Below are 16,800 nucleotides of genomic sequence, written 5' to 3'. Positions count from 1 at the left end.
GTTCTCGTCGCAAAAAATTCGCGGCTGAGGTCGTCGGTTTTTAAGGGTTGCGGATGTTAACCCCTCATTGCCCGGAATGCAAAGCCTCTGATCGAAAACCGCTAGTCGGGAGGGGGAGTGGCGACTATTATGCGCGCCTTCGAATTCAGCCTCTACAAGGCGCAAACCCATGCTAGTACTGGGACTTGAAACCTCCTGCGACGAAACCGGTGTCGCACTTTACGACAGTGAACGCGGGCTCTTGGCCGATGCGCTGTTCAGTCAGATCGACCTGCACCGCGCCTACGGTGGCGTGGTGCCGGAGCTGGCCAGCCGTGATCACGTCAAACGCATGCTACCCCTGATCCGTCAGGTGTTGGATGAGGCCGGCTGCGTGCCGACCGAGATCGACGCCATCGCCTACACCGCTGGCCCCGGATTGGTCGGAGCCCTGCTGGTTGGGGCCTCTTGCGCCCAGGCGCTGGCGTTTGCCTGGGGCATTCCAGCCCTCGGCGTGCACCATATGGAAGGCCATTTATTGGCGCCGATGCTGGAAAAAACACCGCCAGAGTTCCCGTTCGTCGCATTGTTGGTTTCCGGCGGCCATACGCAGTTGGTTCAGGTGGACGGAATCGGCCAATACACCCTTTTGGGTGAATCCCTGGACGACGCTGCCGGTGAAGCCTTCGACAAGACCGCGAAGATGATGGGCCTCAATTATCCCGGCGGCCCGGAAATCGCCCGTCTCGCCGAAAAAGGCGTTGCCGGTCGCTACACCTTCCCGCGGCCGATGTGCGATCGCCCGGGCCTGATGTTCAGCTTCAGCGGCTTGAAAACCTCTGCGCTGAACACCTGGCAGCAAAGCGTCAGCGCCGGAGACGACAGTGAGCAAGCCCGTTGCGACATCGCTCTGGCGTTCCAGCAGGCCGTGGTGGAGACTTTGACCATCAAGTGCAAGCGCGCTCTGAAACAGGCGGGCATGAAGCGCCTGGTGATCGCAGGCGGCGTCAGCGCCAACAAGGCCTTGCGCAGTTCGCTGGAAAAAATGCTCGGCGACATGAAGGGCGACGTGTTCTACGCGCGCCCCGAGTTCTGCACCGACAACGGCGCGATGATCGCCTATGCCGGTTGCCAGCGCTTGCAGGCGGGGCAGCACGAAAGCCTGGCTATCAGCGTGCAGGCGCGCTGGCCGATGGAGCAGTTGTCGCCGCTGTAACGACGCAGGTGGGCCGGGCTCATCGACGGTATTTAAAAATGCCGTTCGCGCCCGGCAAACAGGTCGCGTAAATTGCCCCGGTGGCGCCAGACGATCAGCAGTGTCAGCACGCTCATCGGCAGCAGTGCCGCCGGTTCTTGCCAGGCCAGTAGCGGCAGGGTGAGTGGGGTGGCGATCAGCGCGGCGAGTGAGCTGGTGCGAGTCAGGTAGAACGTCAGCAGCCAGGCGAGCACGGCCAGCAAAGCCGCCGGCGGGTAGATCCCCAGCAACATTCCGGCTGCCGTGGCGACGCCTTTGCCGCCGCGAAAGCGGAAGTACAGGGGAAACAGATGGCCGAGAACGGCACATACGCCGATCCAGGCCTGCTGTTGCAGGGTCAGGCCGGCGAGGCTGGCGATCAGCACGGGCAACAAACCCTTGCACAGGTCGCCCAGCAGCGTCAGAACGGCGAGTTTCTTGCCGGCCAGGCGCAACATATTGGTGGCGCCGGCATTGCCTGAGCCACTCATTCGCGGGTCGGGATTTCCCGTCAGGCGGCTGAGCAAAATGGCGAAGGACAGTGAGCCGAGCAGGTAGGCGATAATCGCCAGTGACCAAAACATGCTAACTATTCCGGGCGAGGACGCCCTGATTCTAACGGGGCATCGCGCCCTTGTCGTGCTGCGGAGAAAAGTGCTTGGACAGAGTGTTTATCGAAGGCCTGGAAGTCGACACCGTTATCGGGGCCTACGACTGGGAGCGCGGAATCCGTCAGTGCCTGCGCTTGGACCTGAGCTTTGCCTGGGATAACCGCCCGGCTGCGGCCGGTGACGACCTGACATTGGCGCTGGATTACGCCAGTGTGTCCGCGCGTATCCAGGCCTTTGCCGAAAAGTCCCAGTACCAGTTGGTGGAAACCTTTGCCGAACGCCTGGCCGAAGTGCTGATGAGTGAATTCCAGATTCCCTGGTTGCACCTCAAATTGACCAAGCCAGGCGCCGTTCCGGCTGCCAAGGGTGTGGGTGTGGAGATCGAGCGCGGATGCCGCTAACTCAGGTTTACCTAGGCCTAGGCAGCAATATCGAGCGCGAGCGGCATCTACGCGCCGGTCTGGACGCGTTGGCGAGTTTCCTGACGGATGTGCGTTGCTCGGCGGTGTTCGAAAGCCAGCCGGTGGGTATCAAGAGCGGGCCGTTCTTCAACCTGGTGGTGTCGGCTTACACCGATCTGCCGTTGATGGAGCTGGATCGCCGATTGAAGCTCATCGAGGCCGACAATGGCCGCTACGCGCCGGATCGCAAGGGGCTGCCGTTGGACATCGACGTGCTGCTGTATGGCGACCTGGTGGGCAATTTCGATGGATTGGTTCTGCCGCGAGCGGAAATCCTGAAGAACGCGTTTGTGCTGTGGCCACTGTCGTTGATGGCGCCGGCGCGGGTCCACCCTGAAGTGGGCAAGACCCTGGCCGAGCTGTGGCGCGACGCGCAGATTGACCAGCTTCTGGCGCCTGTCGCGTTCGAGTGGCAGGGCCAGCAACTCACGCCGAACCATCTCCTGTAGGCGACGGCTCGACAAGCCGGACGCCTAGAGGACGTGATGTTCCTTGTAGATTTTTAATGCCTTGAGCCGTTCGCGCTTAAGTGCCTCGCCCAGCTCCGGGCCTTTGAAGCCTTTCTCCAGCAGTGGCGCAACGGCGACTTCGCGCGCGGCCTTCGCTGCGCCGCGCAAGTAGGCCGCCTGTGGGTAACTTCTCTGCTCCAGGCCCTTGCGGCCCCGTGCATCCATCTCGCAGGCAACCACGAACTCCTCAAAGCGCTGCGGTCGACGGTAAACGTCGAAATTGTGCAGCAACTCCAGCAATGTCGAGGCTTTCAACTCCAGCGCACGATGACCGTGGGTGTGATATTCGCCCACCAGCAACGCAAGCTCCTGGCAATCCCTGGGTACCTTGAAGCGTTCATTGACGGCCTTGATCAGTTTCAAACCCCGGTGTTCATGGGCGATGTGCTGCGGCAACTTATCCACAGGCGTCGTGCCCTTGCCCAGGTCATGAAGCAGGCAGGCCCAGCGCACAGTCAGCGGCTGCTGGTGCAGAGCGGCCTGCTCCAACACGCTCAAGGTGTGCACGCCGGTGTCGATTTCCGGGTGATGGGCTGCGGGTTGCGGCACGCCGAAGAGTGCATCGACCTCAGGCATCAAGGTTTTCAGCGCATCGCATTCGCGCAGTACCTGAATAAACACTTGGGGTTGGTCTTCCATCAGCGCGCGGGAAATTTCTTTCCAGCTGCGCTCAGGTGTCAGGGCCTCCAGTTCGCCGGATTCGCTGAGTTGGCGCATCAGTTCAAGTGTTTCTGGCGCAACGGTAAAACCCAGGTGCGCATAACGTGCAGCAAAGCGCGCAACGCGCAGCACTCGCAGAGGATCTTCGGCGAACGCCAGAGAAACATGGCGTAGAATGCGACCTTCAAGATCACGCTGACCGTGGTAAGGGTCGGTCAAGTTGCCGTCATCGTCTTCCGCCATGGCGTTGATCGTCAGGTCACGGCGGATCAGGTCTTCTTCCAGCGTCACCTCGGGGCTGGCGTGAAACACAAAGCCGCCATAACCCCGACCGCTTTTGCGTTCCGTACGGGCCAGGGCGTACTCGTCGCCGTTCCTGGGGTCGAGGAACACTGGGAAGTCAGCACCCACCGGCTTGTAGCCCTTGGTGAGCATCTCTTCGGCAGACGCGCCCACGACAACGCGGTCGATATCGGTGACCGGGATACCCAAGAGGCGATCCCGCACCGCACCGCCGACTTTGTAGATTTTCATGAAAAAGCCTCCATTAGCGGCACAGGATACCGCCTGTGCCTGGCCAATGGAGGCTTTGCTGTTTCAGAGATGCACGACGGCCAGGTCCAGGCGGCCGTAGTCGTTGTCGTTGTGATCAGTGCGCGGTGGCACGTGGTGGGTTTTCATCACCTGGTCGCCCTGCAGGGTTTCGAGGTGAATATCGAAGCCCCACAGCCGATGCAGGTGCTTGAGCACTTCCTCGGTGGATTCACCCAGGGGTTTGCGGTCGTGTTGCTGGTGACGCAAGGTCAGGGAGCGGTCGCCGCGCACATCGATACTGTAGATCTGCACGTTGGGCTCGCGGTTGCCCAGGTTGTACTGCGCTGCCAGTGTTTCGCGGATGGTGCGGTAGCCGGGCTCATCGTGGATGGCCGGCACCACCAGGTCATCCTTGAGATCGTCATCGAGAATGCTGAACAGTTTCAGGTCCCGAATGACCTGCGGCGACAGGTACTGCAGGATAAAACTCTCATCCTTGAAGCTGCTCATGGCGAACTTGATGGTGGACAGCCAATCGCTGCCGGCGATTTCCGGGAACCAGCGGCGGTCCTCCTCGGTGGGGTGTTCACACATGCGCCGGATGTCGCGGTACATGGCAAAACCCAGCGCATAGGGGTTGATGCCGTTGTAGTACGGGCTGTCGAAGCCTGGCTGGAACACCACGCTGGTGTGGGAGGTGAGGAATTCCATCATGAAACCGTCGGTGACCAGGCCCTCGTCGTACAGGTCGTTCATCAGGGTGTAGTGCCAGAACGTGGCCCAGCCTTCGTTCATGACCTGGGTCTGGCGCTGTGGATAAAAGTACTGGGCGATCTTGCGCACGATACGCACGATTTCCCGTTGCCAGGGTTCCAGCAGCGGCGCGTGTTTTTCCAGGAAATAGAGGATGTTTTCCTGCGGTTCGGCGGGGAAGCGTGCATTGTCCTTGTCGCTGTTCTTGCCGGCGCGTTTGGGGATGGTGCGCCATAGGTCGTTGATCTGTTTCTGCAGGTGCTCCTCACGTTCCTTCTGGCGCAGGCGTTCTTCCTCGGCGGAAATCGGATACGGGCGTTTGTAGCGGTCGACGCCATAGTTCATCAGCGCATGGCAGGAGTCGAGCAGGTCTTCCACCGCATCGATGCCGTGGCGCTCCTCGCATTGCATGATGTACTGCTTGGCGAACACCAGGTAATCGATGATCGAACTGGCGTCGGTCCACGTGCGGAACAGGTAGTTGCCCTTGAAGAAACTGTTATGCCCATAGCAGGCATGCGCCACCACCAACGCCTGCATGCAGATGGTGTTCTCTTCCATCAGGTAGGCGATGCACGGGTCGGAGTTGATCACGATTTCGTAGGCCAGGCCCATCTGACCTCGGGTGTAGGACTTTTCGGTGCTAAGGAAGTGTTTGCCGTAGGACCAATGGTGATAACCCAGCGGCATGCCCACCGAGGCGTAGGCGTCCATCATTTGTTCGGCGGTGATCACTTCGATCTGGTTGGGATAGGTGTCCAGGGCATAACCCGCCGCAATGCGGCTGATTTCCCGGTCATAGGCCTGGATCAGTTCAAAGGTCCACTCGGAACCCGTGGAAATCGGTTGGCGTTTTTGCTCTTTTTTGGCGGTCATGTCACTAACCTGCGCTGGAAGAGTTCACGGAAGACCGGGTAAATATCGCCGGCCGAGACCAGTTGCTGCTGTGCGAACGTGTCGGCAAAGGCTTCGCCGATGCGCTCGTATTCGAACCACAGGGCTTGGTGCTCACGGGGGGTGATTTCAACGTAAGTGTAGTACTGCACGAAAGGCATGATCTGGTTGATGAGGATGTCGCGGCAGATCGGCGAGTCATCGTTCCAGTTGTCGCCGTCCGAGGCCTGGGCGGCGTAGATGTTCCATTCGTTGGCCGGGTAACGCTCGGCCATGATCTCCTGCATCAGCTTCAAGGCGCTGGAAACGATGGTGCCGCCGGTTTCCCGCGAGTAGAAGAATTCCTCTTCGTCGACTTCGCGAGCGCTGGTGTGATGGCGGATGAAGACGACGTCAATCTTGTCGTAGTTCCGCTTCAGGAACAGGTACAAGAGGATGAAGAAGCGCTTGGCGATGTCCTTGGTCGCTTGGGTCATGGAGCCCGACACGTCCATCAGGCAGAACATCACCGCCTTGGAGCTGGGGTTGGGTTGTTTGACCAGCAGGTTGTATTTCAAGTCAAAGGTATCGAGAAAGGGGACGCGGTGGATTCGCGCGCTGAGTTTCTCGATTTCCGCCTCCATTTCCTGGATATCGCCGAAGTTGTCCGGCTCTTCACGCTTCAGGCGCGCCAACTCTTCCTTGGCTTCCCTCAACTTGGCGCGACTGCTGCCCGACAGGGCAATACGTCGGGCATGGGCCGAGCGCAGGGTGCGGATGATGTTGATACGGGACGGGTTGCCCTCGTTGCTGATCCCGGCGCGCACCGTCTTGAAGGTGTCGGTGCCGGTCAGGTTACGCTTGACCAGGTTGGGCAGCTCCAGGTCTTCGAACATGAATTCGAGGAATTCTTCCTGGGTGATCTGGAATACGAACTCATCCATGCCTTCGCCGGAATTGCCCGCCTTGCCCGGCCCTCTACCGCCGCCACCCCCTTGGGGGCGTTGGATATGTTCGCCGGTCGTGAATTCCTTGTTGCCGGGGTGCACAACAGTCTGTTTGCCGCCGCGGCCGTGGTGCAGCACCGGCTCGTCGATGTCCCGTCCGGGAATGCTGATTTGCTCGCCATGTTCCATGTCCGTGATGGAACGGCGGCTGACGGCCTCTTCGACGGCCTTTTTGATGTGGTCACGGTAACGCCGCAGGAAACGCTGACGGTTTACCGTGCTCTTGTTCTTGCCATTGAGGCGTCGGTCGATCACATAGCTCATGGGGAGCCCTCCGGGCAGCTTCACGTTACAAGCTTCAAGCCGCGAGCTGGAAGCTTAGAGACAAGCGGTCAGCTGCCAGGCCAGTGACCCGGCAGTTCACGCCTGTCGCTGCCTTACTGCGATTTACGAACCCGCAGATACCACTCGGAGAGCAGCCGTACCTGTTTGTCGGTGTAGCCGCGCTCGACCATTCGTGTGACGAAGTCGTTGTGTTTTTGCTGATCCTCCTTGCTGGCCTTGGCGTTGAAGCTGATGACGGGCAGCAGGTCCTCGGTGTTGGAGAACATTTTCTTCTCGATGACCACCCGCAGCTTCTCGTAGCTGAGCCAGGTAGGGTTCTTGCCGTTGTTGTTGGCGCGGGCGCGCAGCACGAAGTTGACGATTTCGTTGCGGAAATCCTTCGGATTGCTGATGCCGGCCGGTTTCTCGATTTTTTCCAGCTCCTCGTTGAGGGCCACGCGGTTGAGGATCTCGCCGGTTTCCGGGTCGCGGTATTCCTGGTCCTGGATCCAGAAGTCGGCGTACAGCACGTAGCGGTCGAAGATGTTCTGGCCGTACTCGCTGTAGGACTCGAGGTACGCGGTCTGGATTTCCTTGCCGATGAATTCGATGTAGCGCGGCGCCAGGTATTCCTTGAGGAAACGCAGGTAGCGTTCGCGGGTTTCCGCCTGGAACTGCTCCTGTTCGATCTGTTGCTCCAGCACGTAGAGCAGGTGCACCGGGTTGGCCGCAATTTCGTGCGGGTCGAAGTTGAAGACCTTGGACAGGATCTTGAACGCGAAGCGCGTCGAGAGGCCGTTCATGCCTTCGTCCACACCAGCGGTGTCGCGGTACTCCTGGATTGACTTGGCCTTGGGGTCGGTGTCCTTGAGGTTTTCGCCGTCGTACACGCGCATCTTCGAATAGATGTTCGAGTTTTCCGGCTCTTTGAGGCGCGACAGCACGGTGAACTGGGCGAGCATCTTCAGGGTGTCGGGTGCGCAATGAGCCTTGGACAGCGAGCTGTTGAACAGCAGCTTGTCGTAGATCTTGATCTCATCACTGACCCGCAGGCAGTACGGCACCTTGACGATGTAGATCCGGTCGATGAAGGCTTCGTTGTTCTTGTTGTTGCGGAAGGTGTGCCACTCCGATTCGTTGGAGTGGGCCAGCAGGATCCCGGTGAACGGAATCGCGCCCAGGCCTTCGGTACTGTTGTAGTTGCCTTCCTGGGTCGCGGTGAGCAGTGGGTGCAGCACCTTGATAGGTGCCTTGAACATTTCCACGAACTCCATCAGGCCCTGGTTGGCCCGGCACAGCGCGCCCGAGTAGCTGTAGGCGTCGGCGTCGTTCTGTGGGAATTCTTCAAGCTTGCGAATATCGACCTTGCCCACCAGCGCCGAGATGTCCTGGTTGTTCTCGTCGCCTGGTTCGGTCTTGGCCACGCCGATCTGGTTGAGGATGGACGGGTAGAGCTTCACCACGCGGAACTGGCTGATGTCACCGCCGAACTCGGCCAGGCGCTTGGTGGCCCAGGGCGACATGATGGTGTTGAGGTAGCGGCGCGGGATGCCGAAGTCTTCTTCGAGGATCGCGCCATCTTCCGTGGCGTTGAACAGGCCCAGGGGCGACTCGAAGACCGGTGAGCCCTTGATGGCGTAGAAGGGCACTTTTTCGATCAGTTGTTTGAGCTTTTCGGCCAGCGACGATTTACCGCCACCGACGGGGCCGAGCAGGTAGAGGATCTGTTTCTTCTCTTCCAGGCCTTGGGCGGCATGGCGGAAGTAGGAGACGATCTGGTCAATGCATTCTTCCATGCCGTGGAAGTCTTCAAAGGCCGGATAACGACGGATCACCTTGTTGGAGAATATTCGCGACAGCCGCGAATTGTTCGAGGTGTCTATCAGATCCGGCTCGCCAATCGCCAGCAGCAGACGTTCGGCGGCAGACGCGTAGGTGCTGCGATCCTGTTTGCACAGCTCGAGATACTCTTGCAGCGTGAGTTCTTCCTGCTGTGTGGATGCGAAGCGTTGTTGGAAGTGGCTAAAGATACTCATGACGTCGTCACCTCGCTCGATACTTGGAGCCGACGCCGGATCAATCAGTCGATGCTGGCAGACATTGGCAGACGCCAATGGCTGTTTTCCCCCCAAACACCCTGAAACGCTACCGATGACCCGCACGCCGGTGTACCGGCTCTCCCCTGATTCGGATGGCCTGCGCTTAAGGATAGTTCGGAATCGGAGAGGTCAAGGCGCGATGCGCAATTAGTTTGGCTGCGCCGTTCGTCAGAAACGGCGCGAGCCCAAGCGTCACGCGGGGTAGCGGGGTGTGAAAAAAATTATTGCGAATTGCCGGAAGAAATTTCCGCAGGATAAGTCGTACGCCACAGTTCAAAGCCGCCATCCAGGCTATAGACGTCGGAGAAACCCTGGCTGATCAGATAAGCCGCTGCACTCTGGCTGGAATTGCCGTGATAGCAGGCCACGATCACAGGTGCATCGAGGTCGGCGGCGCGGATGAAATCGGCGATGTTGACGTTGTCCAGGTGCTGGGCGCCAGTGATGTGGCCAGCCGCATACGTTGGCTGGTCACGGATGTCGACCACCACGGCACCTTGCTCGCGCAGCGCCTGGGCTTGTTCGGGGGGGATACGTTTGAATTCGCTCATGGCGGGCTCCTATGGCTTGGCAGTAGCCGGCAGTGTAACGGGAAGAGGGGATTCGCACTGGCAGCTATGACGCTCGCCGGTGTCGATGTTCATCAGGGTCATGGCGCCGCCCCACACGCAGCCGGTGTCGAGGGCGAATACGCCGGGCTCATTGCACTTGCCCTCAAGGGCCGCCCAGTGGCCGAAAATGATCGGGGTGTCGCGGGTCTTGCGGTCCTTGTGAGCAAACCAGGGCTTGTAGCCCGGCAGCGCGGTGTCCGCGCCTTCCTTGCTCTTGAGGTCGAGCTTGCCCTCGGCAGTACAGAAGCGCATGCGCGTGAAGTAGTTGGTGATGACCCGCAGGCGCGTGACGCCGGTGAGGTCGTTGTCCCACTTCACTGGCTCGTTGCCGTACATGCCGTCAAGGTAGGCGGTATAGAGGGTGTCATCGGCCAGGGCGCTTTCGACTTCGGCGGCGCACTTGAGGGCTTTCTTCAGCGTCCACTGGGGCGGGATGCCAGCATGGACCAGGGCCATGTTGCGGCCTTCGTCGTAATGCATGATTTTTTGCCGGCGCAGCCAGTCGAGCAGTTCGGCGCGATCCGGTGCTTCGAGGATTTCCCGCAGGGTGTCGCCCTTTTTCAGGCGCTCAATGTTATTGCCGGCTGCCAGCAGATGCAGGTCGTGATTACCCAATACGCACACAAGGGAGTCGCGCAGGCGATATAAATAGCGCAGCGTCTCCAGGGATTGCGGGCCGCGGTTGACCAGATCACCGACCAGCCACAGGCGATCGTTGGCTGGGTCGAAGGCTACGCGCTCAAGCAGGCACTTGAGGGGTTCCAGGCAGCCTTGCAGATCACCGACCGCATACGTCGCCATCAGTGCAGGGCTCCCGGCACGGCGAGGCGGAAAGGCGCGATGATGGCGTCGAACAATTGGCCGTCGGTGGCTTTCATCTGATAGGAGCCCTGCATGGTGCCGACTTTGGAGGTCATCACCGTGCCGCTGCTATAGGTATGGCTGGCGCCGCTGTCGATCAACGGTTGCTGGCCAACCACGCCGGCGCCGCGAACTTCTTCGACCTGACCGTCACCGTCGGTGATCACCCAGTGGCGCGACAGCAGCTTGGCCGGCACCAGCCCGTTGTTTTTCACCGTGATGGTGTAGGCAAAGGCAAAGCGGTTCTGTTCAGGTTGGGATTGGTCCGCCAGGAAGCGGGTGACGACGCTGACGTCGATCTGGTAGCGAGGATCGGACATGCAAGAGGCCTTAAAAGCGGAAGACAGCAGATGCGGTTCAGTCTAGGCCAAGAGGAGGGCACTAGGCCAGACATGTGTCTAGCCTAGCTCGGTGCTGTCAGTCCGCGGCTGGTGCAGGCTGAATGGCCAGTTGGTCGGCCAGGCGCACGAATGCGGCCAGGTCCAGTTGCTCCGGGCGCAGGCCGCCATCGACGCCGGCAGCTTCGATCTCGGCATTGCTCAACAGTGCCTTGAGCGTGTTGCGCAGGGTCTTGCGACGCTGGTTGAACGCTTCGCGTACGACACGCTCCAGCAGTTTGTGGTCCTTGGCCGGGTGTGGCAATACGGCGTGGGGCACCAGGCGTACGATGGCCGAGTCGACCTTTGGCGGCGGATTGAACGCGCCAGGGCCCACGTTGAACAGGTGTTCGACGCGGCAGTGGTACTGAACCATGATCGACAGGCGGCCCCAATCACCACCCCCAGGACCTGCGGCCAGACGTTCTACCACTTCCTTTTGCAGCATGAAGTGCATGTCGCGGATGATCCCGGCGTTGTTCAGCAGGTGGAAAATCAGCGGCGTGGAGATGTTGTACGGCAGGTTGCCCACCACGCGCAGGCTGTTGGGCGCGGCGTTGAGGGTGTTGAAGTCGAACTTCAGTGCATCGCCCTGATGCAGGTTGAAGTTGGGCTTGCCGGCGAACTGCTGGTTGAGGATCGGGATCAGGTCCTTGTCCAACTCAACCACGTCCAGTTGGCCGCCACTGGCCAGCAGGCCTTGGGTCAATGCGCCCTGGCCCGGGCCGATTTCCAGCAGGCGGTCTTCAGGCTTGGCATGGATGGAGCGCAGGATGCGGTCGATCACGCCAGCGTCATGCAGGAAGTTTTGCCCGAAGCGCTTGCGCGCCCGGTGTTGGTAATGCTCGGTCATATACGGGTCTCGGCCATCTGATAGGCGGTTTCCAGGGCCACGTGCAGGCTGCCGGTATCGATCTTGCCGCTGCCCGCCAGGTCCAGGGCGGTGCCATGGTCGACGGAGGTGCGGATGATCGGCAGGCCCAGTGTCACGTTGACGGCGGCGCCGAAGCCTTTGTATTTAAGCACCGGCAGCCCCTGGTCGTGGTACATCGCCAGCACTGCGTCGCAGTGCTCCAGATATTTGGGGGTAAACAGAGTGTCCGCAGGCAGTGGGCCGCGCAGGTCCATGCCTTCTTGGCGCAGACGCTCCAGGGTGGGTTCGATGATGTCGATTTCTTCATGGCCCAAGTGGCCGCCTTCGCCGGCGTGGGGGTTGAGCCCACAGACCAGGATGCGCGGTCGGGCGATGCCGAACTTCTGTTGCAGGTCGGCATGCAGGATGCGCGTCACGCGCTCCAGTCGCTCGACGGTGATGGCGTCGGCAATCTCACGCAGCGGTAGGTGCGTGGTCACCAGCGCGACCCGCAGGCCGCGCGTCGCCAGCATCATCACCACTTGTTCGGTGTGGGTCAGCTCGGCGAGAAATTCGGTGTGGCCGGAAAAGGCGATGCCGGATTCGTTGATCACGCCTTTGTGTACTGGCGCGGTGATCATGCCGGCGAAGTCACCGTCGATGCAGCCTTGCCCGGCGCGCGTCAGGGTTTCCAGCACGAACGCGGCGTTGGCCTTGTCCAGTTGGCCGGCAACCACCTTGGCCTGCAGCGGGGTGTCCCACACGTACAGGCTGCCGGCAGGGGCGGGCAGGTCGGGCCAGTTGCCTGGCTCCACCTCCAGCAAGTTGACAGCCACACCCAGCTGCGCGGCCCGCTCAAGGAGCAGGTCGCGGCTGGTAATGGCAATCAGGGGGTGTGGCTGGGGTTGCGAGGCGAGCAGCAGGCACAGGTCAGGACCAATGCCGGCCGGCTCGCCGGGTGTCACCGCGAAACGCTGGGGTTTCACTGAACTGCCTGGTCGGTGCCTGTCTGGGCGCCTGGCAGCTTGTTCTCAACGTAGGCTTCGTCGCGGATCTGACGCAGCCAGGTTTGCAGCTCTTCGTCGTATTTGCGGTTACGCAGTACGTTCAGTGCTTGTTGCTCGCGGGCTTGATTGGTGTTGTCGGTGGCGCGACGGCCAAGGACTTCCAGCACATGCCAGCCATATTGGGTCTTGAATGGCTTGGACAGTACGCCTTGCGGGGTGTCGGCCATGACTTGCTGGAACTCCGGCACCAAGGCTTTCGGGTCGATCCAGTTCAGGTCGCCGCCGTTGAGGGCCGATCCCGGGTCTTCCGAGAAGCTCTTGGCCAAGGTGGCGAAGTCTTCACCGCTTTCGATGCGGTCATAGATCTTCTGGGCCAGTTCCTTGGTCTGGGCTTCGGTGCGGATTTCGCTTGGTTTGACCAGGATGTGGCGAACGTGCACCTCATCCTTGAGCGACGTTTCGCCGCCGCGTTTTTCCAGGAGCTTCAGGATGATGAAACCACCCGGTGTACGCGCAGGTTGGGTGATGCCACCCACTTCCATTGCGCTCAGCTCGCGGTCGAACGGCGGAGGCAATTGAGCCGCTTTACGCCAGCCCATGTCGCCGCCTTCCAGTGCGTTGTCGCTGCCGGACTGGGCGATCGCCATTTGCGCGAAGTCGGCACCTGCCTTCAGGCGCTCGTAGATAGCCTGGGTCTTGGCGGCGGCTGCATTGAGCTGCTCGGAGTTGGCGCTGTCCGGTGTCGGGATCAGGATGTTGGCCAGGTGCAGCTCTTCGGAAAGCTGCATCTTGCCCAGGTCCGACGCCAGGAAATTCTTCACTTCCTGCTCGGACACCTGAACCCGCTCGGCCACACGGCGCTGACGTACACGGCTGATGATCATTTCACGGCGGATCTGGTCACGGGCGTCCTCATAGGACAAACCGTCGTGGGCCAGGGCTGCACGGAACTGGTCGATGCTCATGTTGTTGCGCTGGGCAATGGTGCCCACGGCCTGGTTCAGTTCCTCGTCAGAAATACGGATGCCGGAGCGATCGCCGATCTGCAGTTGCAGGTTCTCGACGATCAAACGCTCCAGTACCTGCTGGTCCAGAACGCTGGTCGGTGGCACGCCACCGCCACGCTTGGCGATGGTTTGCTGGACTTCCTTGACGCGCTGGTCCAGTTGGCTCTGCATGATCACGTCGTTATCGACGATGGCCACGACCTTATCCAGTTCTTGAACCGCAGCGTGCGCCGATGCGGTACCCAGGAACAGCGCGCCCAGCACTAGCGGGCGCAGACAATCAGAAAGCTTGGTCTTCACGTTCACGATAACCTTCAATGCCTTTGTCGAGGAAGCTCTCTACCTTGGCGCCAGTCAGGCCGCCGAGTCCTTTGAGGACGATCTGGAAGAAGAGCCCGTGGTCACCCTTTTCGTTAAGCGGGGCGATCTGGCTGTATTCGTCGTTGGAAACCCAGTAACGGTTGATGACGCGCAGTTTCCAGCAGCAGTTGTCGTACTCGAAACCACCGAAGGCTTCCAGGGTACGGTTGCGAGCGTAGTCATACTGCCAGCGGGTGATCAGGTTCCACTGTGGAATGATCGGCCACATCATCGAGAAGTCGTGTTGTTGGATTTTGTAGTAATCCTTCACGAAATTCGGATCGCCTGGCTGACCGTAGTCGCCACCGAACTGCCATTTGCCGGTCAGCTGGTTGTAGACGACCTGGTCGTTACGATAGCGATAGCCGACGTTGATGATCTTGTTCGGGTTGTCTTCCGGCTGGTAGTGAAGCATCGCGCTGCCGGAACGAGGGCTGTGTTCCTCGGTGTCCCAGTTGTAGTCGGCAGTGGCGCGCCAGTCACGGTTGAAGCGGAACTCGTAGTCCAGAGCTACCGGCGAAACATCGGACTGTGCATCGGCACGGTCAGCCGCGAGGATGCCTGGCAGTTGCACTTCACGATCCTTGAAGTACACCGCCTGGCCCACGGATACGCGCTGACGCTCGAAGCCGTTTTCTTCGATCCAGCGGCTGGTCAAGCCCAGGGACAGTTTGTTCTCGTCGCCGATCCGGTCAGAGCCGCTGAAGCGGTTGTCGCGGAACAGCGAGGCGTAGCTGAACGAGTATTCGCTGGTATCAAAGACCGGGATGTCGCTCTGGTCCTTGTTTGGCACATACAGGTAGAACGCACGCGGCTCGAGAGTCTGGCGATAGTCTTTGCCGAACCAGTTGGTGTTGCGGTCGAAATAGAGGCCGCTGTCGACGCTGGCGACTGGCACAGCGCGGTCTTGCGAGCTCTTGAAATCGCCACCGGCGTACGGGTTGGCCGCAGTGGCCGCCGCTTGCTGGGCGATGATCTGGTTCTTGCCGATGCTGTCGAGGTCAAGATCGTACTTGGTGTAAACGTACTTGAGCTTCGGTGTGATAAACCCGTAGGTCCAGTTCATCGGGTAGTCGACGGCTGGCGCAACGTTCAAACGTGTGCCGTTGGCGCGGGTGAGGCCGGTGACGTAGGTGTCCAGGCGAGGCGATACAAGTCCGTCCTGATCGGTGAACGTGCCTTTTTCAAGGCTGCGTTCAAAGCGAACAGCTTCGGTCTCATAGGTAAAGTTCAGCCCGCCCGGATGGTACGGCAGCGCACCATTGAAGGTGATTTGCGGCAACCGGTCATACGGCGTGATCTGGGAGATCGTCGCCAACTGGTAAGCCTGGACGTTCAGGCGCGCCTGGTAAGAGTCGCCCCGGTAGGTCACGGAACCCTGTTGATTGAGGGCATCCCGGCTTTCAACGCCTTCCTGGAACGACTTCAGATCCTGGAAGTAGTAAGGATCGCTGATCCGGGTGTAATCCACCTGGGTCGCCAGACGCGAATCCAATCCGCCGCGATGCTGCCAATTGAGCATGTAACGGGTTTTTTCGTAGTCGGTCTGCTTGCTGCGCTCGTCGTTGTCGTCGTTCAGGTACGCGCCGCCGAACTGGCCTTCGCTGGATTTGGTGAGGTAGCGGAATTCGCCTTCCATCAACAAACCGCGCTTGGTCATGTATTGCGGGTACAACGTGGCGTCGTAGTTGGGCGCCAGGTTGAAATAGTACGGCGTAACCAGGGTGAAGCCGGTTTCGCTGCCGGTGCTGAAGCTCGGCGGCAGGAAGCCGGATTGACGACGGTCGTCGATCGGGAAATAGATGTAAGGGGTATAGAGGATCGGGATGTTCTTGATCCGCAACGTCGCGTTGGTCGCCGTACCGAAACCGGTAGCCGGGTTCAACGTGATGTTGTTGCCCCTGAGCTGCCAGGCGTTGCTGTCTGGCTCGCAGGTGGTGTACGTACCGTCCTTGAGACGGATGATCGCGTTTTCAGCACGCTTGGCGTACAGCGCGTTACCGCGGATGCGCGACTTGTGCAGCACGTATTCGGCGTTGTCGATCTGGGCCGCGCCGGTATCGAGTTGCACTTCGGCATGGTCGCCCACGATCAGTGCACCGTTGTCGCGCAGACGGACTTTGCCGTTCAGCTCGCCACGGTTCTCGGCCTGGTACAGGCTGGCTTCTTCAGATTCCAACTGCATGCTGCCCTGGCGCATGACGACGTCACCGGCCAGGGTAGCGACTTGTTGTTCCTGCTCGTAACGCGAAGCCTTGGCGCCGATGAAGGTGGGCGCATCGCTCTTGTTCGTCTTGTCGTTCATGCCAGGACGAGTCGGCTCGATGTACGCACCCCCGCAGTACGGGCCGGTTTCGGCCAGCTGCGCGGCGGTCAGCTTCTCGCGTGGTACCCAGTCCAGGTGGCTGTAGTCGGCGCTGCGCGAGCGCAGGCCACGGCCTTTGGATTCGGTGACCAGTGCGGTCTTGGGCTCGGCCTCGGCTTTGCCGCCAGCATCGGTCTGCGCCGTGCTGTTGGCGGAGCTGATGGCTGCGCCATCATGCACCGGGCGCGGTGGTAGAGGGGCTGCGGCGGTTTTCGGCGCGCAATCCCAGGCACCCGAAGCAGAGACTGAGCAGTCATACTGTTCCGCGGCGACCACGAATGAGGTGGCGAAGGGTTGCAAGGCCAGCAGACTGCCGGTTACCAGCAACGGAAATTTTCTACGAAACGCGGGGGATTTCAATGCCATCTTATTAGT

The 16,800-nt window shown here is 60.3% G+C and carries 15 protein-coding genes; 3 read left to right on the top strand and 12 right to left on the bottom strand.

Annotated elements, in window-relative coordinates; genetic code table 11:
- The first annotated feature begins 169 nt into the window (after nt 1-169).
- The gene (tsaD, locus tag PF1751_RS25330; protein ID WP_010206989.1) at nt 170-1,195 is read left to right on the top strand and encodes a tRNA (adenosine(37)-N6)-threonylcarbamoyltransferase complex transferase subunit TsaD; all 1,026 of its coding nucleotides are present in this window, start codon (nt 170-172) and stop codon (nt 1,193-1,195) included.
- A 32-nt stretch (nt 1,196-1,227) separates the two neighbouring features.
- Here tsaD and plsY read toward each other — a convergent pair whose 3' ends face one another.
- Nucleotides 1,228-1,797, bottom strand: a complete 570-nt coding sequence (plsY, locus tag PF1751_RS25325; protein WP_044287978.1) for a glycerol-3-phosphate 1-O-acyltransferase PlsY — start codon at nt 1,795-1,797, stop codon at nt 1,228-1,230.
- A 74-nt stretch (nt 1,798-1,871) separates the two neighbouring features.
- Between plsY and folB the strand changes: the two genes are divergently transcribed.
- Both folB and folK read left to right on the top strand, forming a co-directional pair.
- Entirely contained in the window at nt 1,872-2,225 is a 354-nt protein-coding gene (gene folB / locus PF1751_RS25320; protein WP_010206987.1) for a dihydroneopterin aldolase, read from the top strand.
- Nucleotides 2,216-2,734 carry a 2-amino-4-hydroxy-6-hydroxymethyldihydropteridine diphosphokinase gene (gene folK, locus PF1751_RS25315; RefSeq protein WP_010206986.1) on the top strand — a complete coding sequence of 173 codons (519 nt, stop codon included), beginning with the start codon at nt 2,216-2,218 and terminating at the stop codon, nt 2,732-2,734. The genes folB and folK overlap by 10 nt, the downstream gene beginning before the upstream one ends.
- A gap of 24 nt (nt 2,735-2,758) precedes the next feature.
- On the opposite strand, the gene PF1751_RS25310 is transcribed toward folK, so the two are convergent.
- The 11 genes from PF1751_RS25310 to PF1751_RS25260 form a co-directional block, all read right to left on the bottom strand.
- Nucleotides 2,759-3,988: a multifunctional CCA addition/repair protein gene (locus PF1751_RS25310; protein WP_044287977.1), complete on the bottom strand. Its 1,230-nt coding sequence runs from the start codon at nt 3,986-3,988 to the stop codon at nt 2,759-2,761.
- 63 nt (nt 3,989-4,051) lie between these two features.
- Nucleotides 4,052-5,617, bottom strand: coding sequence for a SpoVR family protein (locus PF1751_RS25305; protein WP_010206982.1), 1,566 nt, complete (start codon nt 5,615-5,617; stop codon nt 4,052-4,054).
- On the bottom strand, nt 5,614-6,885 hold the full coding sequence (locus PF1751_RS25300) for a YeaH/YhbH family protein (RefSeq protein WP_021491368.1): 1,272 nt from the start codon (nt 6,883-6,885) through the stop codon (nt 5,614-5,616). Before PF1751_RS25300 ends, PF1751_RS25305 begins: the two co-directional genes overlap by 4 nt.
- Before the next feature lie 113 nt (nt 6,886-6,998).
- On the bottom strand, nt 6,999-8,921 hold the full coding sequence (locus PF1751_RS25295; RefSeq protein WP_044287976.1) for a PrkA family serine protein kinase: 1,923 nt from the start codon (nt 8,919-8,921) through the stop codon (nt 6,999-7,001).
- A 284-nt stretch (nt 8,922-9,205) separates the two neighbouring features.
- Nucleotides 9,206-9,535: a thiosulfate sulfurtransferase GlpE gene (glpE, locus tag PF1751_RS25290; protein ID WP_010206975.1), complete on the bottom strand. Its 330-nt coding sequence runs from the start codon at nt 9,533-9,535 to the stop codon at nt 9,206-9,208.
- 9 nt (nt 9,536-9,544) lie between these two features.
- Nucleotides 9,545-10,396: a symmetrical bis(5'-nucleosyl)-tetraphosphatase gene (locus PF1751_RS25285; RefSeq protein WP_010206974.1), complete on the bottom strand. Its 852-nt coding sequence runs from the start codon at nt 10,394-10,396 to the stop codon at nt 9,545-9,547.
- A complete protein-coding gene (gene apaG / locus PF1751_RS25280; RefSeq protein WP_010206973.1) occupies nt 10,396-10,776 on the bottom strand; it encodes a Co2+/Mg2+ efflux protein ApaG in 381 nt (126 codons plus the stop codon). Before apaG ends, PF1751_RS25285 begins: the two co-directional genes overlap by 1 nt.
- 97 nt (nt 10,777-10,873) lie before the next feature.
- Nucleotides 10,874-11,686 carry a 16S rRNA (adenine(1518)-N(6)/adenine(1519)-N(6))-dimethyltransferase RsmA gene (gene rsmA, locus PF1751_RS25275; RefSeq protein WP_016977876.1) on the bottom strand — a complete coding sequence of 271 codons (813 nt, stop codon included), beginning with the start codon at nt 11,684-11,686 and terminating at the stop codon, nt 10,874-10,876.
- A complete protein-coding gene (gene pdxA, locus PF1751_RS25270) occupies nt 11,683-12,672 on the bottom strand; it encodes a 4-hydroxythreonine-4-phosphate dehydrogenase PdxA (protein ID WP_010206969.1) in 990 nt (329 codons plus the stop codon). The genes rsmA and pdxA overlap by 4 nt, the downstream gene beginning before the upstream one ends.
- Nucleotides 12,669-14,006, bottom strand: a complete 1,338-nt coding sequence (locus PF1751_RS25265; protein WP_021491372.1) for a peptidylprolyl isomerase — start codon at nt 14,004-14,006, stop codon at nt 12,669-12,671. The genes pdxA and PF1751_RS25265 overlap by 4 nt, the downstream gene beginning before the upstream one ends.
- Entirely contained in the window at nt 13,981-16,791 is a 2,811-nt protein-coding gene (locus tag PF1751_RS25260) for an LPS-assembly protein LptD (RefSeq protein ID WP_010206967.1), read from the bottom strand. The genes PF1751_RS25265 and PF1751_RS25260 overlap by 26 nt, the downstream gene beginning before the upstream one ends.
- Nucleotides 16,792-16,800 lie beyond the last annotated feature (9 nt).

This window comes from Pseudomonas simiae (assembly GCF_000934565.1).
In the GTDB taxonomy this organism is placed as follows: Bacteria; Pseudomonadota; Gammaproteobacteria; order Pseudomonadales; family Pseudomonadaceae; genus Aquipseudomonas; species Aquipseudomonas simiae.
This window is presented reverse-complemented; position numbering and strand designations above follow the sequence as displayed.